We start from the raw sequence: 18,194 nt of genomic DNA, 5'->3' as shown, positions 1-18,194 counted from the left end.
AAACAACAAGCGGCCCCCCCTGCACAGCATAGGTAACCTGAATCGGCAACTCACTCCACCACATTCCCCACCAATTCCCCGCCTTTGGCCTCGGTAATCAACACGCTCACCTCGCGGTTCACCAGATCGCTTCCACCGTTCACCAGTACCGGCAGGTAGTTGCGGGAGAGACCCTTTCTGCCGTCGGCATCCTTTTGTACCAGGACCTTGAGGGTCTGCCCCAGGAAGCCTTGGGCATAGGCCGCGCTCTTCGCTTCGGAGAGTCGGCGCAACGCCTCGGCACGCTCCTTGACGATCCTCGAATGCACCTGGCCCGGCATGGTCGCCGCCGGGGTACCGGGGCGCTGCGAGAAGGGGAAGACGTGCAGGTAGGCGAGGGGAACCCCTTCCAGGAATCGGTAGGTTTCCTCGAATTCGGCTTCGGTCTCGCCGGGGAAGCCGGCAATGATGTCGGTCCCCAGGCAGATGCCGGGAACCGCCAGCGCCAGCGCTTCGGCTACTTCCCGGAAGAGGGCGGTCGTGTAGCCGCGGTTCATGCGGGCGAGCACGCCGTCGCTGCCGCTTTGCAGGGGCAGGTGCAGGTGCGGGCAGACCTTCTGCGACTGCGCCAGAAATGCGATCATCTCCGGCGGGACTTCGGTGGGCTCGATGGAACCGACGCGCAGGCGCTGCACCGGCACGCGCTCCTCGGCCATCTTGAGCAGGTTCAGCAGGTCGGTGGCCGGGTTGAGGTCGAGCCCGTAGCCCCCAAGGTGGATGCCGGTCAGTACGACTTCCTTGAACCCCTGGGCCACGAAGCCCGCCATCCCGTCGAGTGCCTCTTCGGGCGAGACGCTGCGGCTTGCGCCCCGTGCATAGGGGACGATGCAGTAGGCGCAGCGCGCGTCGCAGCCGTTTTGCACCTGCAGGAAGGCCCGGGTGTGCTCGGCGAAGCTCTCGAGCGGCGCACTCTCGCCGCTGCGCACCTGCATGATGTCGGAAACCACCGCCTTGGGCGTATCCTCCACCTCTTTGATGAGCGACACGATGTCGCGCTTCTCGCTGTTGCCCAGCACCAGGTGCACACCCGGCAGTTCGAGGATTTCGCTGCTCGACATCTGCGCGTAGCAGCCGGTGACCACGACCTTGGCATCCGGATTCTGACGGCCGGCACGCCGGATCAGGCGCCGGGACTCGGCGTCGGTCTTGGCGGTCACGGTGCAGCTATTGATGACGTAGACGTCCGCCGCCTCGCTGAAGGGGACGATAACGAAACCTTCCTGGCCCAAGGCCTCGGTCATGGCGGCAGATTCGAACTGGTTGATCTTGCAACCAAGTGTGGTGATAGCGATTTTTTTCATGCTGATAGGAACCGTTCTCTTTGGTTATTCTGGGCGAAACCGCGGGGTGTCCACGAGGTGAGATTTGCGGTGCGGAGCCTGCTGGTGCGAGAAAAAAGGCGCGCTGCAGGTTCACCCCGCACCGCGCCGGCTTGATGTTTTAGGCCTTGAGACTCTTCTTGAGTTGTTCGTGTTCGGCGGCGAGGGCGTTGTACTTGCGCTCCAGTTCGCGGATCTGATCGAAGAGGCAGGAGATCGCCTTGGCTTCCGGGTCCGGCATCTTGCCGTGCTCCAGGTCGAGGCGCTCCTGCGGCTTCTCGGTCGCCATGACCACGCGCCCGGGGATGCCGACCACTGTCGAGTTGGGCGGGACTTCCTTCACCACCACCGAGTTGGAGCCGACCTTGGAGTCTTTGCCCACGGTGAACGGGCCCAGGATCTTGGCGCCCGATCCGATCACCACGTTGTCCCCCAAGGTGGGGTGGCGCTTTACCTTTTCCCAGCTCACGCCGCCCAAGGTGACGCCGTGGTACAGCGTGACGTTGTCGCCGATTTCCGCGGTCTCCCCGATGACGACCCCCATGCCGTGGTCGATGAAGAACCCCTTGCCGATGGTGGCGCCGGGATGGATCTCGATGCCGGTCAGGAAACGGGCGAAGTGTGAAGTCAGGCGTCCCAGGAAAAAGAACTCCCGCTTCCAAAGCCAGTGTGCTACCCGGTGGAACCAGACAGCGTGCAGGCCGGGATAACAGAAGATCACCTCGAGCGTGCTTCTGGCTGCGGGGTCTCTGTCAAAGACTGCCTTGATGTCTGATTTGAACCTGGCAAACATGGCTTCCCTCCCTCATGTATCGTAACGAAACGGCACCGGTAAGCGACCGCTGGTTTTGTGGTAGCATAACCCTACCGTTTTCGTCAATTATTAAGTGGCAGTATTCTGTATCTTGCGCAGCAGGTTCTGAAGGAGCCTCGGTAGAACCTGGAAACACAGAGGACACGAGAGGTACCCAGAGGAAAGTGGCGAGACATTTCCTTGGGTTTTGCTGTACCCTGTCTTCCTCGTCTCTTCCTCTGTGTGCCTCTGTGGTGAGACCTTTGAGACCTTTCCGTAGTTAATCCTGCAGCAAATCCAAGTCCACCAGGTACTGAAGCGCCTCGTTCAGCGGGTCGCCTGCGCCTTCGATCCAGTGGATCTGGGTGCCGTGGCTCTGCATCCGCCTGAACCAGTGCTCCTGCTTCTTGGCAAAGTCGTGGATCGCGCTGTTGAGCTTTTGGAACAGGTCGTTGCGGGAGAGCTCCCCCTTCAGGTGGCGCGCCAGAAAGCGGTATTCGAGCCCGTAGTAGTCCAGGCTTTCGTAGGGAACCCCCGCTTCGACCAGCGCCCGGGCCTCCTCGATCATCCCGGCGTCCAGCCGCTCCTCGAGGCGCCGGGTGATCCGCTCACGCAACCGGGCACGCTCCCAGCGCAGCCCGAGGGTGACCGGTGTGAGCTCCGGGGCGGGCGGGGGAGTTACCCCGGCACGCTCGGCTTGGGCGATCTCCAGGGCGCGCACCAGGCGGCCGCGCTCGGTGAGGTCGGTCGTGTTGTGCAGCCGCGGGTTTACCAGCTTCAGGCGCTCGACGAGTTCCTCCATGGCGAGTGGTTCGAGCTCCCGGCGCAGTTCGGCGTTCTCGGGGACCTCGGCCAGCCAGTAGCCGCGCAGCACGGAGTCGAGGTACATCCCCGTGCCGCCCACCAGGATCGGCAGGCGACCGCGCGCAGTTATGTCGCGGAAGGCAGCCAGGAACAGGCGTTGGAACTGGAAGAGGTTGAACTCGGTGCCGGGAGGGGCGACGTCGATCAGGTGGTAGGGAACCTCGCCGTACTCGTGGAGGTCCTTTCCGGTACCCAGGTCCATGCCGCGAAAGACCTGGCGCGAGTCGGCAGAGATGATCTCGCCGCCCAGCCTGCGGGCCAGCGCCACCCCCAGGCTGGTCTTGCCTGAGGCGGTGGGGCCGAGGACGACGATGAGGTTGGGGCGCCCGGGCGGACGCCCCACGGCTGCAACAGCTTCACTCACTTAAGCCCTGCCTTGAGCAGGTTTACCCCCTTGAGGAGGTCGAGGGCGCGGGCCAGCTGGTTGTCTTTCCCGAGCAGTTCCTGCTCCTTGGGATCCATCGGTGCAGCGGAGGGCTCGGAAGCCGCCGGGGCATCCTTCGGTGCACCCACCTGCTGCATGTGGCCGTCCAGGTCCTGCTCCCGGATCTCCGGCATCTTTTTCTTCTCGGGCTGCGCCGGTTTCTTGGCGAACTCGACCGTGATGTCCGGGGTGATCCCTTTGGCCTGGATGGAGCGGCCGCTCGGGGTGTAGTAGCGCGCGGTGGTGAGCTTGAGGCCGTCGCCGTTTCGCAAGGTAATGACCGACTGGACGCTCCCCTTGCCGAAGCTCTGGGTCCCCATGATGACCGCACGCTTGTGGTCCTGCAGGGCACCGGCCACGATTTCCGAGGCGCTGGCGCTGGCGCCGTTGATCAGCACGACGATCGGGTAGTGCGGTTGCTTGTCGCCGATGTTCGCCGTCATCTCGCGTTCGGACCCGGCACTGCGCCCCTTGGTGGAGACGATGAGCCCGTCATTGAGCCCCTCGCCGACGAAGCTGTTGGTCACCCTGATGGCCTGATCCAAAAGCCCACCGGGGTTGTAGCGCAGGTCCAGGACGAGCCCCTTGAGCGGGCCGCCGTTGTCCGCGGCCAGGGTTTTCAGGGCGCGCTCGAAGTCCTCGCCGGTGCGCTCCTGGAATTCGGAGATGCCGAGGTAGGCGTACCCCGGCTCCAGCAGCTTCGCCTTCACGCTCTTGGTCTTGATGATGGCCCGCACCAGCTTGAAGGAGAGCGGCTCCTTGGACCCTTCGCGCAGGATCCCGAGCGTCACGCTGGTCCCCGGGGTGCCGCGCATCCGGCTCACGCAGTCGTTTATCGGGACCCCTTTGGTCGGCTTCCCGTCGATGGACCAGATGTGGTCGCCGGCCAGGATCCCGGCCCGGAACGCCGGGGTATCCTCGATCGGTGCCTCGACCATCAGGTTGCCGTCCTTGGTGCCGAGCTGGATCCCCAGGCCGCCGAAGGCGCCGGCCATGTGTACCTTCATCTCGTCGTAGCTGGTAGCCGGCATGTAGCTGCTGTGCGGATCGAGCGCCGCCAGCATCCCGTTGATGGCGCCGGTCATGAGCTTCTTGTCGTCGACCTGCTCCACGTAGCTCTGCTTGGTGATGGCGACCACTTCCTTGAACAGGCGCAGGTACTCCGCGTCGCTCTGGTGCAGGTGGGCCATCCGTTGGACCATGTTGGCCAGCAGCACGCCGACCAGGGCAAGCAGTATGACAGCAGTAAGGATTATGCGAGTCTTGAACATGTCGAAAACCTATCTGGTGAAGTGTCAGGGGGCAACGCGGGCAAATTAGCACTCTAAATTCTGGCGGCCGTATTGTCAACTGCTATCGCCGCGAGAAACGGAAGGAAAATAAGGAGGAACCGGTGCCGGGCGGTATCCGGTGGAGAGCCTGCAACCGGCCCCTTGGTGACAGTCTCTTCCCGCTGTGACAGGTGAGTTATCCTTGTCGGCCCGCCGCCTGGATTGTGCCCGTGTCACGCCGCCTGTCCGGGACGGTAATCTGTTGACTTCACGCGGGCTTTGTTGCATAAGGCTGGTCTAGCACGTAGGGAGGTGCAATGGAAAACGTTATCAGACATCTGAAGAGCAAATTCATTACCGGTCTTTTCGTGGTGGTGCCGGTGGGCATTACCCTCTTTATCCTGAAATTCCTCTTCAACTTCGCCGACGGCATCCTGGGGAGTTATCTCGACTCCATCTTCAGTAACTTCGTGGTGCATCGCGAGTACCATGTCCCCGGGCTGGGGATGCTGACCGGTGCCGTCGTCATCTACCTCTCCGGCATCCTCGCCACCAACGTCATGGGGACCCGGATCCTCAAGTGGTGGGATGACCTGCTCTCGCGCATCCCGCTGGTCAAGTCGATCTACAACTCGAGCAAACAGCTCACCCAGGTGTTCAAGGAGGGGAAGACCTCCTATCGCCGGGCCGTATTCGTCGAGTGGCCCCGGGTCGGGGTGCGCGCCGTCGGTTTTGTGACCGGCGAGGTGGAGCGGGCCGGCGAGCGGCTCGTCGTGGTGTACGTCCCCACCATGCCGAACCCAACCTCCGGGTTTGCCCTGTTCTTCCCTGAGTCCGAGGTCTACGACAGCGGCATGACCGTCGAGGAGGCGGTCAAGTTCGTGGTCTCGGGCGGCGCGGTAGTGCATTAAAAGGAGTGGCTATGAACCTCGTGGTACTGGACGGCTATACCCTGAACCCCGGCGACAACCCCTGGGACCGGGTGGCCGCCTTCGGCACGTTCAGCGTGTACGACCGCACGCCGGCCGATCTCATCGTGGAGCGCTCCCGCGGCGCCCAGATCCTGCTCACCAACAAGACCCCCTTGAGCGCGGCAACCATCGCGGCGCTCCCCGAGCTGAAGCTTATCTGCGTGCTGGCCACCGGCTACAACGTGGTCGACATCGAGGTGGCCAGGCTGCGCGGCATTCCGGTGGTGAACGTCCCCGAGTACGGCAGCTTTTCGGTGGCGCAGCATACCATCGCGCTTCTTTTGGAGCTCACCAACCGGGTGGCGCTCTACGACGCGGTGGTCCAGCGCGGCGAGTGGTCCAAGTCGCGCGACTTCACCCTGATGACCGAGCCGCTCTCCGAGCTGTGCGGCCAGAAACTGGGGATCGTGGGGCTGGGGCGCATCGGCGCGCGGGTCGCTGCCGTGGCGCACGCCCTGGGGATGGAGATCCTCGCCTACAACCCGAGAAGCCGGATGGAACTCCCGGGGATTCCGGTCACCTGGCTCGAGCTCGACGAACTGTTCCGGCGAGCCGACGTGGTGAGCCTGCACTGCCCGCTCACCGCCGAGAACGAGGGGCTGGTGCACGCGGGGCGGTTGAGGCTTATGAAGTCGCACGCTCTCATCATCAACACCGGACGGGGGCCGCTCATCAGGGAGGCCGACCTGGTGCAGGCACTCAAGGAGGGGACCATCGCCGGGGCAGCGCTCGACGTTACCGCCCGCGAGCCGATCCCGGCCGACAGCCCGCTTCTGGGGCTTAAAAACTGCCTGATCACCCCGCACATCGCCTGGGCCACGCTGGCGGCGCGGCGTCGGCTCATGGCCACCACCTCGGACAACATAGCGGCCTTCCTGGCGGGTGCGCCGCAAAACGTCGTGAACGGGGTAACTCTTTAAAATTCTCGAGATAGTTACGCCGCCGCCACCTCGCTGTGACAAAGCTGCGCTAAGCTCCTGGGCGACAACGATACAAGGAGAAAGCGCATGAGAACCATGGCAATGGGCGAGTATTACGTGTGGTACTGCGAGTGGTGCGATTCGAGGAACCTGACCCCCTGGACCAGCACGGTCGGCGGCAAGGTCTTTTGCGGTTGCTGCAAGAAGGAGTTTCCGGTCAGCGGGCCCCAGCGCAACGAGCGCAGCCCCCAGCAGCGCCAGGTGTTTTTTTAAAACTCGATGTGGCCCTTCGGACACATGGAGCGGTTTTCGGCACAGTCCGACGGGGCGAACCTCAGGTTCGCCCTTTTTCGTGTCCGGAACAACAAACGGTCATCAGGGAAGTCCTGGAAGGCCGATGACATAGGTCCCCTCTCCCCTTGCGGGAGAGGGGATGTGGTCTCTCCGCAATTTCCCGATGAACAAGAAAAAGGGGTGCACCGAAGTGGACCCCTTTTGGTCAGGTTGAGCTTAATGTCGAGGTTGAGAAAATCTCCCTTAAGCGATGGTGTGGCGGATATCTTTTCCCTTCACCATGAAGATCACCATCTCGGCCACGTTGGTGGCGTGGTCGGCGATGCGCTCCAGGCATTTGGAGATGTAGTTGATCCGCATGGCGCGGGTGATGGCGCTCGGATCGGACATCATGAAGGTCAACAGCTCGCGCTGGATCTGCTCGTTTAGATCGTCCACCACCTGGTCGTCCTGGCAGACCTTGATGGCCAGGTTTTCGTCGCCGCGCACGAAGGCGTCCAGCGCCTCTTTCACCATGGTGGAGGCGGCCTGGGCCATGCGGGGGAGGTCGATGTACGGCTTGAGAGCCGGCTCGAGGTTCAGCTCCTTCACGCGCTTGGCGATGTTGGCGCACTGGTCGCCGATGCGCTCCAAGTCCGTAACGATCTTAAGCGCCAGGGTGATGAAACGCAGGTCGCGTGCGGCGGGCTGTCGGCGCGCCAGCACTTCCAGGCACTTCTCGTCGATTTCCATCTCGAGGCGGTTGATCTCGTGGTCGAAGGCGATGGTCTGTATCGCCAGTTCGGTGTTGCGCTCGACCAGTGCCAGCAGGGCGTTCGCGATCATGAGTTCAACCTTGCCCCCCATCTCCAGGAGCTTTTCCCGTATTTCGTTCAGCTCCGCGTCGAACTGCCTGCTGAAGTGTTCTCTTTCCATTACATTCTCTCCTGCGTGATTATAAATGGTCTCCCGGTTTGCCGGCGTGGCGCGGCTGCCGGGGCCAGGTGCGTTGTCGAAGGGCATCGAGCGGATCGCAGATCCGAACAATCGGACGGGTCGGACTGATCGGGCGATTCGAATCGCCTGATAGCCTAGCCGAAACGGCCGGTAATGTAGTCCTCGGTCTGCTTCTGCTCCGGAGTGGTGAAGATCTTCTTGGTCTCACCGCACTCGATCAGGTCACCCATGTACAGGAAGGCCGTGTAGTCCGAGACGCGTGCGGCCTGCTGCATGTTGTGGGTCACGATGATGATGGTGTAGCGCTCCTTGAGTTCCTCGATCAACTCCTCGATCTTCAGGGTGGAGATCGGATCCAGCGCCGAGGCCGGCTCGTCCATCAGGATCACTTCCGGCTTCACCGCGATGGTCCGCGCGATGCACAGACGCTGCTGCTGGCCGCCGGAAAGGGTCATGGCGTTGGCCTTCAGCCGGTCCTTCACCTCGTCCCAGAGCGCGACGCGCTTCAGACAGCTCTCCACGATGTCGTCGGCCTCGCTGCGCACCATGCGGCTGTTCAGCTTGTAGCCGGCTACTACGTTGTCGTAGATCGACATGGCCGGGAAGGGGTTCGGTTTCTGGAACACCATGCCGACCCTGCGCCGGATGCCGACTGGGTCAACCCCTTTGCCGTAGACGTCGTCGTTGTCCAAAAGCACCTTCCCGGAGACCCGGGCCGAAGGGACCAGGTCGTGCATCCGGTTCAGCGAGCGCAGCATGGTCGACTTGCCGCACCCCGAAGGTCCGATGATGGCGGTCACGCTGTTCTCGGGAAAGTCCATGCTGATGTCCTTCACCGCGTGGGTCTTGCCGAAATGTATGTTGAGGCTCTCCAGATGTACCTTGATGTTGTTCATGTATCCCTCGTAAAGCAGTAAATGACGCTCAGGCCCGCCGTCCTATGTTCTTTCTCGTGCTTCGAACCGTTGTGTGTCCCGGTCCTGGCCTGCCGTTCCTCAGATGTTCTCCGTGACTACGTGGCGAATTATTCGCCGGTCCTGGTCCTGCCGAAGTAGCGCGCCGTGAGGCTCAACCCGAACATCACGACCACCAGCACCAGGGCTCCAGCCCACGCCAGCCGGTGCCAGTCCTCGTAGGGGGCGATGGCGAAGCTGAAGATCTGCAGCGGCAGGGCGGCCATCGGCTGGGTGAGGTCTTTGCCCCAGAACTGGTTCCCCAAGGCGGTGAAGAGCAGCGGCGCGGTCTCGCCTGCCACGCGGGCTATCGCCAAGAGTACCCCGGTCATAACTCCGGAAAGCGCGCTGCGCAGGGTGACTCTCAAGGTTGTGCGCCACATGGGGACCCCAAGGGCCAGCGAGGCCTCGCGCAGGGAGCCCGGCACGAGCTTCAACTGTTCCTCGGTGGTGCGCAGCACGATAGGGATCATGATCATGGCGAGCGCCACGGATCCCGCCAGCGCGGAGAAGCCTTTCATCGGAACCACCAGGAGGGTGTAGGCCACCATGCCGGTGATGATCGAAGGGGTCCCGGAGAGGACGTCGGCGGAGAAACGGATCGCGGTGGATACCTTCGATCCGCCGAACTCGGCCAGGTAGATGGCGCCGAAGATCCCGACCGGCAGCCCGATCAGCGAGGCCATGCCAATCATCAGTAGCGATCCCAGCATCCCGTTGGCCATGCCGCCGCCGGTCTCGCCGGTCGGCTTGGGGATCTGGGTGAAGAAGTCGAGGTTCACCGAACTCATCCCCATCTTCATGATGTGAAAGAAGATGAGCCCCAGCGGAATCAGCACCGCCAGCGTGGCGGCCAGCATCATCCCGGTCATCAGGTAGTTCTTGGCGTTGCGCAGGAAGACGCTCCTCATCATGCTGCACCTCCACCTGCGCTGCGGGTGACGCTCCAGATCAGCAGCCTGGCCAGCGCGTTGATCACCAGGGTGACCAGCAAGAGGATCAGGCCGATCTCCATGAGGGCGGCGGTGTGCAGCTTCGAGGTAGCCTCGGCGAACTCGTTGGCAATGACGCTCGGCATGGTGTAGGCCGGCGACATGAGCGACAGCGAGATCTGCGGCGAGTTGCCGATCACCATGGTGACCGCCATGGTCTCGCCCACCGCGCGCCCCAGCCCCAGGATGGCCGCACCGAGGATCCCCGACTTGCCGTAGGGGAGGATCGCCATCTTGATGGTCTCCCAGTGGGTGGCGCCCAGGGCGATGGCAGCCTCCTTCTGGCTCGAGGGGACCGTGAGCAGTACCTCGCGGCTGATCGAGGTGATGATCGGCACCACCATGATCATCAGGATGAAGACCGCGGCGAGCATGCTGACGCCGTAGGGTGCCCCCTGGAAGAAGGGGAGAAAGCCGAAATGCTCGATGAGGAACGGCTGGACGGTGGACTGCAGCCAGGGAGCCATGACGAGGACCCCCCACAGGCCGTAGATGACCGAGGGGATCGCCGCTAGCAGTTCCACCAGCGGTGCGATCCAGGCCCCCACCTTCTTCGGGCAGATCTCGGTGATGAAGATGGCGGCCCCGATGCTCAAAGGCGTCGCCAGCAGCAGTGCCAGGACCGAGGAGATCACCGAGCCGTAGAGGTAGGGGAGGGCGCCGAAATTTCCCTGCACGGCATCCCAGTCGCTGCTGGTGAGGAATTTGTGCCCGAACTTGCGGATCGCCGGCAGGCTTTCCGAGGTCATCTCGGCCAGCATGAGCGCCAGGATGATCAGGATGCTGAAAGCGAAGACGGTGGTCACGAACTTGAAGACCAGGTCGCCGTTGATGCGCTTGTCAGCCTTTTCGGGAGGAGCGGTGGTTTGCGTGTCTGGCAAGCTCTGCTCCGATTCCCGCTTGGATGCTGGAATTTTCGGTCCTGCGCCAGGGTACGGTCCTGGCACGGAGCCCGATGTCGTTACGTCCGTGGTTTCCACTTGAAATCCTTTGAAAATCGAAGTTCGAAGTTCTAAGTTCTAGGTTCTATGCTCGGAGGGATGGGCTGGGCGGGTTTCAGGTGTGAGCCTCGGTGTCGATTCCAGTCCCGAGTAGCCCCCAGTCCCCAGTCCCTGCCTCACTTTATGCTCAGCACCGTCTTCTCGACCATCTTTGCCACGTTGGACGGAAGCGGGGCGTAGAGGAGCTTGTCTGCCATCTTCTGCCCCTGATGCAGCTCCCACTTCAGGAAATCCACCAGCTTTTTCCCTTTTGCCTTGTCCTTCTGGTCCTGGTAGACCAACAGCCAGGTGAAGCCGACGATGGGGTAGGCGTCCTTGCCGGGCTGGTTCACCAGCGAGATCCGGAAGTCGGCGGGCATGGTTTTGGCCGCGCCGCGGGCCGCCGCCGAGGTCGAGGCAATGGAGGGCTCCACGAAGCTGCCGGAGCTGTTTTTCAGCGAGGTGTAGGGGAGCTTGTTCTCGAAAGCGTAGGCGAGTTCGACGTAGCCGATGGTGTACGGGGTGGTCTTGATCTGCCCGGCGACCCCCTCGTTACCCTTGCCGCCCAGTCCGACCGGCCACTTGACCGAGGTCCCTTTGCCGACCTTCTTGGCCCACTCCGGGCTCACCGAGGTCAGGTAATCCGTGAAGATGCTGGTGGTGCCGGAACCGTCGGAACGGTGCACCACGATGATCGGCTTGTTGGGGAGCTTCAACCCTCCATTGTCGCGCACCAGCTTCGGGTCGCCCCAGGAGGTGATTTTCCCTTCGTAGATCTGGGCCAGGGTCTCAGGGGTGAGTTTCACCCCCTTGCCGACGCCCGGCAGGTTGTAGGTAACGACGACCGCGCCCATCACCGTCGGGATGTGCAGCAGCTTGCCCGGAGCCGCCTTCAGCTCCTCGTCGCTCAGAAATTTGTCCGAGGCACCGAAGTCGACGGTCTGGGCGGTGATCTGCTTGATGCCGCCGCCGGAGCCGATGGACTGGTAGTTGAATTTCACGCTCTTGTCGATCTTGGCGTACTCGGCGAACCACTTCGAGTACAGCGGGTAGGGGAAGGTGGCGCCCGCGCCGTTGATCAGGGTCTCCGCCGAAGCGTTGCCCGCCAGGACCAGTGCCGCCAGTGCCGCTACCGCAAGAATGGATCTGCGAATTCTGAACATCATCTCGTTCTCCTTTTGTGTAATCTGTGTAACAAGATGCCTGTCCTTTGTTACAAAGCTGTTACGGTTTGCGTAAGTTTTGGTGAATAAGACCGCCCAAGTATAGCAAACTGCTACAGTTCGGCCCGGTGGCTGCGCGGCGAGTAGCGCACCGCCACCACCCGCACCACGGCAAGCGACAGGGTGAGGAGGATCACCATGGCGAGACTCTGCCAGGGCATCTCCTTGTACCAGAAGGCCATCACCTCGGTGAGTACCGTCACCATCACCGTGTCGATGATGTAGGTCACCTTCACCCTCCCTTCGCTGAAGTAGGCAAGCGCGGTGCGCAGTATCTCGACCACCGCGAGCACGGTCAGGATGTCGACCAGGATCGCCTTGAAGGCGGCATGGAAAGAGAGCTGCATAATGAGCCTCAGGTCGTAAAAGGTGTAGATCACGCCCGAGAGGATCGCCAGCAGTATGGCGATGATCAGCAGGCTCAAAAGCCCCCGTGCGCTCTTCTCGAAAAAGATGTTCATGCGTGCGTCGAAGTTCTCGGTATCAGTTCCCCACATAGCTATCCTCCTTATTTGTCCTGCGAAGCATATCCGTCGCCTGTTACAGTCCTGTTAAGAACGTGTGATCTTTGGATGTAAAAGGGTGTGCAGTGTCCACTTTCTTGTATTTGGATGTTCGAATGTCTTAACGGTAAAGTAGACGACATTAAGAAGTTTTCTCCAAATAGTGCTGGCGTCGCTGGCGCAACTGTGTTATCCAAGCCCAAAAATAATTTGCCTCTCCGAGCTTTGTCGCCTACCGGTCCTCCCCATGGTGCAAAGCCAATGGGTGCAGCTGGAAACGGCGGTGCCTCTCTTTTGGAAAGGGGAGCCTTTTAAGCGGTCGACGTGCGTCGACGGCTGAAGGCCTCTTTCTATGCGGAAAGAGGCCTTTTTTTTCACTACCGTTATTCCCTCAGCTATACAACGAAGTTGGAGCAGCCATGCAGATTGTGATTTCCATCGACGATACCGATAACCTGGAGAGCCGCGGAACCGGGGAAATCGCTTCGCTTATTGCTGAGGGGCTGACCGCAAACGGCTGGGGGAGTGCCAGTCTGGTCACCCGGCACCAGTTGCTGGTGCATCCCGACATCCCGTACACCTCGCACAACAGCGCCATGTGCTTTCTGGCCGAGATAAACGAGGGGTGCCTGGAGCAGGTGATCAGCTTTGCGGGTGACTTCCTCGGGCGCGAGTCCGCCGAGGGATCCGATCCCGGGCTCTGCGTGGTGAGCCTGCCGGATCTCAAGCATGCGCCCGAGTTGATCGCGTTCGGCCGCCGCGCCAAGCTCGAGGTCATCACCATGCCCGAGGCCTACCAGCTCGCGGACCGGATAGGGGCCCATCTCTCCGAGCACGGCGGCACCGGCCAGGGGATCATCGGCGCGCTGGCAGGCGCGGGGCTGCGCCTGTGGGGCAACGACGGCAGGATGAAGGGGAGTCTCAAGTTCTCCCGCGAGACTGTACCCGCTGCGGAGCTGCTGGCGCACCCGAACGTGGACGAGGTGCGCAGTATTACCGGCGAGAGCGTGGATGCCCTGGACCTGGTGCGGTTGGGCGAGAAGCCGAAAACCGTGCTGATCGACGGAGCCTCGGTCCTTTTGGTGAGTGCTGCGGAAGCGGGGGAGGGGGAGCCGCTTTGGCAGACCCTGCACCGCAAAGAGTTGAAGGATTACTAGCGATGTGGCGCACCCTGGAAAACGGCGTGAGGGAGTTTATTGCCGGCAAGGAGAGCTGGGCGGCTGCGGCCGTGGCGGCGCTCGACTGCCCGGGGTTTATGCTCGACGTCGATGAAGAGGTGATCGCCGACGAGGAACGCTCCTGCTACAACTGCCGTTACCGGCGCTGGAGTGCGGCCTCGTTCACCTGCCAGTGGCGCCCCCAACAGGGCTAGAGGGGATTAAGGGGGTAGCTCCCCATCACACCATCACGATCAAGGTTTTTGCTGTTCCCTTTTATCCCCTTGATCCCCTTTATCCCTGTTGGCTTTTCCATTACAGATGCACTTCTCCGAGCTGTCCCGCCTAAAGGGGTCGTCCTCCACGGCGCGCAGCTAACGGGTCCTGCCGGAAACGGCAGCGCCTTCCTTTTGAAAAGGAGAGACCAACCGGCTCCGGCCGGTAAGGGGCTCCCTTGTATTCAAGAGGCGGCCCTTTTTTTTGTGTCTTAACCAGCGGTTGATAAAGGATTTTCTGCGTTTGAACGAACTGCTGCTCGACATCGATCGCCTAAGCTACCGCTACCCCGGTGCGGCGCACCCCGCTCTGAGCAACGTCTCGTTCTCGGTCACCGAAGGGGAGTGCATCTGTCTCACCGGGCATTCCGGCTGCGGGAAGTCGACACTCCTGCTTGCCATCATGGGGCTTTTGCGCGGTGGGCGATCCTCGGGAACCGTGAAGATCGCCCAGGGAACCGGCGCCGCCCCCTGGTCCTCTCCGGCCGGCATGGTCTTCCAGAACGCCGAGTCCCAGCTGATCTGCACCAGCGTGGCGGAGGAAGTTGCCTTCGGGCCGGAAAACCTCTGCGTGCCTGCCGGTGAGATCGGGCGGCGGGTGATGGAGGCGCTTAAGGCCGTCGGCATGGCAGAGCACCTGGCGCGCAGCCCAGAGCGCTTTTCCGCAGGGCAGAAACAGCGGGTGGCCATCGCCTCGGTGCTGGCCATGCAACCGAAACTGCTGCTTTTGGACGAGCCCACCTCCCAGCTGGATGCCGGCGGCAAGGCCGAGCTGGTGCAGATCCTGGGCGAGCTGAAGCGCCAGGGGTACACGCTTATCCTCGCGGAGCACGACCCGCGCCCCTTCGCCGATCTGATCGACCGCTACCTGATGCTGGAACTTGGCTGCCTGCTGCGCGTCGAGCGGAGTGCGCCAGGGATCGAGTTCTTTCACAGCGGTGACGCTGAAGTGGCCCCCTGCTGCCGCGCGGAGGGAAACTGCATCGAGGCGGCCGGGATCGAGCTCGCCTACCCGGAGACGGGGACGGTGCTCAACGGGGTGAACCTGACGGTCGGCAGGGGGGAGCGGCTGCACCTTTTCGGCCGCAACGGCGCCGGGAAATCGAGCCTGTTGCGCTGCCTGTCGGGGCTGGAGTGCCCGGACCGCGGCGAGGTGGTCCTCTGCGGGATGAAAAATCCGCAGCCCGAAGAGCTTCCCGGGAAGGTGGGGGTGCTCTTCCAGAATCCCGCGCGACAGCTTTTCGGGGAGACCGTGCAGGAAGAGGTCGCCTTCACGCTGCAGCGGCAGGGGCTTGAGCGTTCCGAGTGGGAGCCGCGGGTCGCCGAGGCCCTGGAGATCTGCCGGATCTCGCACCTGGTTGAGCGCGCGCCGCTCACCTTGAGCTTCGGCGAACAGCACCGCGTGGCACTCGCGGCAGTGCTCGCCCCGCGTCCCGAACTCTTGCTCCTCGACGAACCCTTTGCCGGTCTCGATTTTCCCCAGCGCCTGGCGCTCCTCGGCATCCTGGGAGAGTTGCCGAGGAGCTTGGGCGCCACGGTGGTCATCGTCTCGCACGACGAACTCCCCGATTCGCGTTGGGCCGACCGCAGCCTGATTCTTTCCGGAGGGGTCCTTGGCGAACGTTCCTGCTAAAGGGGGGCTGCGCCGGAGCCTGCGCAGCTGCGACTACGGCTGCCAGTTTGCGGCCCACGACTCGCCGGTGCACCGGGTGGGTGCCGGGACCAAGCTGGTCCTCGGGATGCTTTTAAGCGCCTCCGCGGCCGGCGGGCGCACCCCGGCGACCCTGGGAGCGCTGGTGCTGGTCACGCTTTGCTACTACCTGGCGGCCCGGCTCACCCTGGCCGATCTCTGGCGCGACATCCGGCTCTTCATGTTTCAGGCGGCCCTGGTCATTCCGCTTTACTGCCTGGTGCACGGCACGGGCAAAGGGTTGTGGCCCGGGATCAGGATTTCGACCCAGATCATCCTCTTCTACCTGCCGGGTGCGGTCTTCCTGCGCACCACGCGCAGCTCGGAGGTGATGCGGGGGCTCAGGCGCGTGCTCCCGTACCGGGTCTCGTTCCTGGTGTTCGTCAGCGTACGTTTCGTGCCGTTTTTCTTCCGTGAGATCGCCGACATCACCGCGGCGCAGCGACTGCGGGGGGCCAAGCTGTTGCCGCGCCAGCAGCTTAACCCGCGCAACTGGCCGGATCTCTTCAACTGCCTGATCCTGCCGCTCATGGTGAGGGCGTTGAAGACGGCGGACGAGGTGGCGCGCTCGGCAGAGGCCCGCGGCTTCGGGGCGCACCGGGAGCGGACCTTTTTCCAGGCTGACCTGTTGATCCGTAACGCGGGTGAGGCCGGTACCGCACAACAAAGTGAACCTTCCGCCCCCACAGAAAAGCTTCTTCAGGGAAATGAGGGGAGAGCCGTTCCACGATGCACGACTCGTTGACCGCGATGCACGAGTTGTAGAGAGCGATAAACGAGTCGTTGAGAGCGATATACGAGTCGTTGAGAGCGATGTACGAGTTGTCGAGAGCGATGCACAACTCTTCGGGACCTCAGAAAAGCAGACCCCATTTAACAGCCAGCTTATAGCAGCAAGGAGAACTACATCAGCATGGAAACCAAGACCGAACGCATCTATCTCTGGCGCCGCTTTACCCTCAGGGAGGCCGTGCTGTTGTGCTTTTGCGCCACCTTTATTGTGCTGACCCGTGCGGGGCTGCGACTGCACCTGCACATGCCGGGGCATGTGATGTTCTTCACCATGTTCTTCATGCTTTTGGCGCGCGGCTTCGTGCCCAAGCTGGGATCCGTCACCCTGGTGGGGCTTCTCACCAGCTTGACGAGCGTGCTTCTCGGCATGGGAGCAAGCGGTCCCATCGTGCTGGTCAAGTTCCTGCTCCCCGCGGTACTGGTGGACCTCGCCGGCTTTCTCGTACCGGGCTTCGTCACCAGCGCGCTCGGTTGCCTGGCGGTCGGCGTCTTCGCCTCGATTACCCGCGCCGGGGTCAGCACCGGAGTGGAATACCTGATGGGGATGGAGGAGGAGATCATCATCGGCAAGGCCCTCATTTCCGCAGGCTTCAGCGGGCTGTGGGGAGGACTCGGCTCCCTCGCCGTGCCGGCGATTATACGCCGCTTGCGGCTGAATGGTCTCATCGATGACGGCACGGAAGGCAGTCTTGACGCATGAGGTGCACGGCATCCCGCGCTTCAGCGGTCCTCTGCTGGCTTCGCTGGCGCTCCACCTGGTACTGCTCGTTGCCCTGACCGGAGTGCGCTGGTCGTTGCCGCAGGTCCCGAAGGGAGCCCCGGAAAGCAAGGCGCTGCCCAAGGACCCGCTTACGGCCGTGGTGCAGGTCGACCTTTCCGCGCTGCCGCTGCCTGGTATCGGAAAGGCGACAGATGCCGCAAGGGCGCCGCGGCAGCCTGCTGCACCGGCAACCAACAAGAGCATTCCGGTCTTGCCGGCGCTGGTTGCACCCGGTAACGCGAAGCCTGCAGCCGCAATCCGTAGAGATCTGCCGGTCACCGTGCCGGCGGCTGCGCCGGTCGCCGCTACGTCGCAAAAGCCTGCGCCGGCTGCAAAGCTTGAACATCCTGCTCCTGCCGAAACGGTTCCGACCGTCGTGACAATGCGGGTGGATCCGCAAGGAGCTGGAAAGCCGCAACGCGCCGCGGCGGGAGCAGCCGGTGCGGCAGGCGCCGGAGGTGTCGGTGCCGACGGGGTAGTGTCAAAGGCCGTTGGAGGGGAGGGGGCCAAGGCGGGTGCTGCCGGGGCCGGGAGAACCGGAGCCGGAGCCGCCCGGCGCGGTTCCTACCAGGGGCAGGTCAAGGCGCTTATCGAGGCGCACAAAAAATACCCGGTTGCGGCGCGCAAGCTGGGGAGGGAAGGGCGCTGCGAGCGGCGGCTCGTGCTGGCTCGCGACGGATCCTTGAAGCAGGTCGAGACGGTGAGCTCCTGCGGTCATCCCTTTCTGGATGCCGCGGCCACCCGGGCGATCACCGATGTCGGCAAGTTCCCGCCGCTTCCCGACGAGTTCGGCGCTCCCCAGGAAAGCTTCACCGTCACCATGAGCTTCTCGTTGAGCGACAGCAGGTGAGAGTGGGGGAGGGGATGGTCCCCATCTGCCAACCTTCATCCGAGTGGATCTTCCCCGATCTTGTGGACAGTCCGAAAAGCTGCTAAAACCGGCAGCACGGAGGGACTGTCATGGCAAAGAAGAGGAAGACGTATTCCAGGGAATTCAAGGTTGAAACGGTTAAGCTCATCACCGAGCAGAGCGAGAGC

Annotated in this window: 19 protein-coding genes and 2 riboswitches; of the genes, 9 read left to right on the top strand and 10 right to left on the bottom strand. The window is 62.6% G+C overall.

The window, feature by feature from the left end; all coding sequences use genetic code 11:
* Window positions 1-50: 50 nt before the first annotated feature.
* The 4 genes from mtaB to GMST_RS08200 form a co-directional block, all read right to left on the bottom strand.
* Window positions 51-1,340: a tRNA (N(6)-L-threonylcarbamoyladenosine(37)-C(2))-methylthiotransferase MtaB gene (gene mtaB / locus GMST_RS08215; RefSeq protein WP_183354162.1), complete on the bottom strand. Its 1,290-nt coding sequence runs from the start codon at window positions 1,338-1,340 to the stop codon at window positions 51-53.
* A gap of 139 nt (window positions 1,341-1,479) precedes the next feature.
* The gene (gene cysE, locus GMST_RS08210; protein ID WP_183354161.1) at window positions 1,480-2,151 is read right to left on the bottom strand and encodes a serine O-acetyltransferase; all 672 of its coding nucleotides are present in this window, start codon (window positions 2,149-2,151) and stop codon (window positions 1,480-1,482) included.
* Window positions 2,152-2,431: 280 nt separating this feature from the next.
* On the bottom strand, window positions 2,432-3,379 hold the full coding sequence (gene miaA / locus GMST_RS08205; protein ID WP_246399302.1) for a tRNA (adenosine(37)-N6)-dimethylallyltransferase MiaA: 948 nt from the start codon (window positions 3,377-3,379) through the stop codon (window positions 2,432-2,434).
* Window positions 3,376-4,710: a S41 family peptidase gene (locus tag GMST_RS08200; RefSeq protein WP_183354160.1), complete on the bottom strand. Its 1,335-nt coding sequence runs from the start codon at window positions 4,708-4,710 to the stop codon at window positions 3,376-3,378. The genes miaA and GMST_RS08200 overlap by 4 nt, the downstream gene beginning before the upstream one ends.
* 317 nt (window positions 4,711-5,027) lie before the next feature.
* On the opposite strand from GMST_RS08200, the gene GMST_RS08195 reads away from it, so the two are divergent.
* The 3 genes from GMST_RS08195 to GMST_RS08185 all read left to right on the top strand — a co-directional run bounded on the left by GMST_RS08195 (window position 5,028) and on the right by GMST_RS08185 (window position 6,874).
* Complete coding sequence (locus GMST_RS08195) at window positions 5,028-5,621, top strand: DUF502 domain-containing protein (protein WP_183354159.1); 594 nt, start codon at window positions 5,028-5,030, stop codon at window positions 5,619-5,621.
* Between the two features lie 11 nt (window positions 5,622-5,632).
* Window positions 5,633-6,601 carry a D-2-hydroxyacid dehydrogenase gene (locus tag GMST_RS08190; protein WP_183354158.1) on the top strand — a complete coding sequence of 323 codons (969 nt, stop codon included), beginning with the start codon at window positions 5,633-5,635 and terminating at the stop codon, window positions 6,599-6,601.
* An 87-nt stretch (window positions 6,602-6,688) separates the two neighbouring features.
* The gene (locus GMST_RS08185) at window positions 6,689-6,874 is read left to right on the top strand and encodes a hypothetical protein (protein ID WP_183354157.1); all 186 of its coding nucleotides are present in this window, start codon (window positions 6,689-6,691) and stop codon (window positions 6,872-6,874) included.
* Window positions 6,875-7,138: 264 nt separating this feature from the next.
* Here the strand turns inward: GMST_RS08185 and phoU are convergent, their stop codons facing one another.
* The 6 genes from phoU to GMST_RS08155 all read right to left on the bottom strand — a co-directional run bounded on the left by phoU (window position 7,139) and on the right by GMST_RS08155 (window position 12,476).
* Window positions 7,139-7,810: a phosphate signaling complex protein PhoU gene (gene phoU, locus GMST_RS08180; protein ID WP_183354156.1), complete on the bottom strand. Its 672-nt coding sequence runs from the start codon at window positions 7,808-7,810 to the stop codon at window positions 7,139-7,141.
* Between the two features lie 155 nt (window positions 7,811-7,965).
* Entirely contained in the window at window positions 7,966-8,727 is a 762-nt protein-coding gene (gene pstB, locus GMST_RS08175; RefSeq protein ID WP_183354155.1) for a phosphate ABC transporter ATP-binding protein PstB, read from the bottom strand.
* A 128-nt stretch (window positions 8,728-8,855) separates the two neighbouring features.
* Window positions 8,856-9,695, bottom strand: coding sequence for a phosphate ABC transporter permease PstA (gene pstA, locus GMST_RS08170; protein ID WP_371873116.1), 840 nt, complete (start codon window positions 9,693-9,695; stop codon window positions 8,856-8,858).
* Entirely contained in the window at window positions 9,695-10,657 is a 963-nt protein-coding gene (gene pstC / locus GMST_RS08165) for a phosphate ABC transporter permease subunit PstC (protein WP_246399300.1), read from the bottom strand. The genes pstA and pstC overlap by 1 nt, the downstream gene beginning before the upstream one ends.
* Window positions 10,658-10,893: 236 nt before the next feature.
* Entirely contained in the window at window positions 10,894-11,922 is a 1,029-nt protein-coding gene (gene pstS, locus GMST_RS08160) for a phosphate ABC transporter substrate-binding protein PstS (RefSeq protein ID WP_183354153.1), read from the bottom strand.
* Window positions 11,923-12,032: 110 nt separating this feature from the next.
* Window positions 12,033-12,476, bottom strand: coding sequence for a phosphate-starvation-inducible PsiE family protein (locus GMST_RS08155; RefSeq protein WP_183354152.1), 444 nt, complete (start codon window positions 12,474-12,476; stop codon window positions 12,033-12,035).
* Window positions 12,477-12,686: 210 nt separating this feature from the next.
* Window positions 12,687-12,803: riboswitch (molybdenum cofactor riboswitch) on the top strand.
* A 98-nt stretch (window positions 12,804-12,901) separates the two neighbouring features.
* On the opposite strand from GMST_RS08155, the gene GMST_RS08150 reads away from it, so the two are divergent.
* From GMST_RS08150 to GMST_RS08125, 6 genes are all read left to right on the top strand, one after another.
* Entirely contained in the window at window positions 12,902-13,639 is a 738-nt protein-coding gene (locus tag GMST_RS08150; protein ID WP_183354151.1) for a hypothetical protein, read from the top strand.
* Between the two features lie 2 nt (window positions 13,640-13,641).
* The gene (locus GMST_RS08145; RefSeq protein ID WP_183354150.1) at window positions 13,642-13,854 is read left to right on the top strand and encodes a hypothetical protein; all 213 of its coding nucleotides are present in this window, start codon (window positions 13,642-13,644) and stop codon (window positions 13,852-13,854) included.
* A 102-nt stretch (window positions 13,855-13,956) separates the two neighbouring features.
* Window positions 13,957-14,076, top strand: a riboswitch (molybdenum cofactor riboswitch).
* 82 nt (window positions 14,077-14,158) lie between these two features.
* Window positions 14,159-15,547, top strand: coding sequence for an ABC transporter ATP-binding protein (locus tag GMST_RS08140; RefSeq protein ID WP_183354149.1), 1,389 nt, complete (start codon window positions 14,159-14,161; stop codon window positions 15,545-15,547).
* Complete coding sequence (locus tag GMST_RS08135; protein ID WP_246399298.1) at window positions 15,528-16,349, top strand: energy-coupling factor transporter transmembrane component T family protein; 822 nt, start codon at window positions 15,528-15,530, stop codon at window positions 16,347-16,349. Before GMST_RS08140 ends, GMST_RS08135 begins: the two co-directional genes overlap by 20 nt.
* 168 nt (window positions 16,350-16,517) lie before the next feature.
* Window positions 16,518-17,096, top strand: coding sequence for a hypothetical protein (locus GMST_RS08130; RefSeq protein WP_183354148.1), 579 nt, complete (start codon window positions 16,518-16,520; stop codon window positions 17,094-17,096).
* Entirely contained in the window at window positions 17,086-18,006 is a 921-nt protein-coding gene (locus GMST_RS08125) for an energy transducer TonB (RefSeq protein WP_183354147.1), read from the top strand. Before GMST_RS08130 ends, GMST_RS08125 begins: the two co-directional genes overlap by 11 nt.
* The last annotated feature ends 188 nt before the right edge of the window (window positions 18,007-18,194 follow it).

Source organism: Geomonas silvestris (assembly GCF_014193515.1).
GTDB classification, from domain to species: Bacteria; Desulfobacterota; Desulfuromonadia; order Geobacterales; family Geobacteraceae; genus Geomonas; species Geomonas silvestris.
This window is presented reverse-complemented; position numbering and strand designations above follow the sequence as displayed.

Bases quoted from the DNA above. Each gene is read 5' to 3' on its own strand.
- cysE (WP_183354161.1), bottom strand. From the start codon at position 2,151: ATGTTTGCCAGGTTCAAATCAGACATCAAGGCAGTCTTTGACAGAGAC.
- GMST_RS08130 (WP_183354148.1), top strand. From the start codon at position 16,518: ATGGAAACCAAGACCGAACGCATCTATCTCTGGCGCCGCTTTACCCTC.
- mtaB (WP_183354162.1), bottom strand. From the start codon at position 1,340: ATGAAAAAAATCGCTATCACCACACTTGGTTGCAAGATCAACCAGTTC.
- pstS (WP_183354153.1), bottom strand. From the start codon at position 11,922: ATGATGTTCAGAATTCGCAGATCCATTCTTGCGGTAGCGGCACTGGCG.
- pstA (WP_371873116.1), bottom strand. From the start codon at position 9,695: ATGAGGAGCGTCTTCCTGCGCAACGCCAAGAACTACCTGATGACCGGG.
- GMST_RS08195 (WP_183354159.1), top strand. From the start codon at position 5,028: ATGGAAAACGTTATCAGACATCTGAAGAGCAAATTCATTACCGGTCTT.
- phoU (WP_183354156.1), bottom strand. From the start codon at position 7,810: ATGGAAAGAGAACACTTCAGCAGGCAGTTCGACGCGGAGCTGAACGAA.
- GMST_RS08150 (WP_183354151.1), top strand. From the start codon at position 12,902: ATGCAGATTGTGATTTCCATCGACGATACCGATAACCTGGAGAGCCGC.
- GMST_RS08155 (WP_183354152.1), bottom strand. From the start codon at position 12,476: ATGTGGGGAACTGATACCGAGAACTTCGACGCACGCATGAACATCTTT.
- GMST_RS08200 (WP_183354160.1), bottom strand. From the start codon at position 4,710: ATGTTCAAGACTCGCATAATCCTTACTGCTGTCATACTGCTTGCCCTG.
- GMST_RS08145 (WP_183354150.1), top strand. From the start codon at position 13,642: ATGTGGCGCACCCTGGAAAACGGCGTGAGGGAGTTTATTGCCGGCAAG.
- GMST_RS08185 (WP_183354157.1), top strand. From the start codon at position 6,689: ATGAGAACCATGGCAATGGGCGAGTATTACGTGTGGTACTGCGAGTGG.
- GMST_RS08190 (WP_183354158.1), top strand. From the start codon at position 5,633: ATGAACCTCGTGGTACTGGACGGCTATACCCTGAACCCCGGCGACAAC.
- pstB (WP_183354155.1), bottom strand. From the start codon at position 8,727: ATGAACAACATCAAGGTACATCTGGAGAGCCTCAACATACATTTCGGC.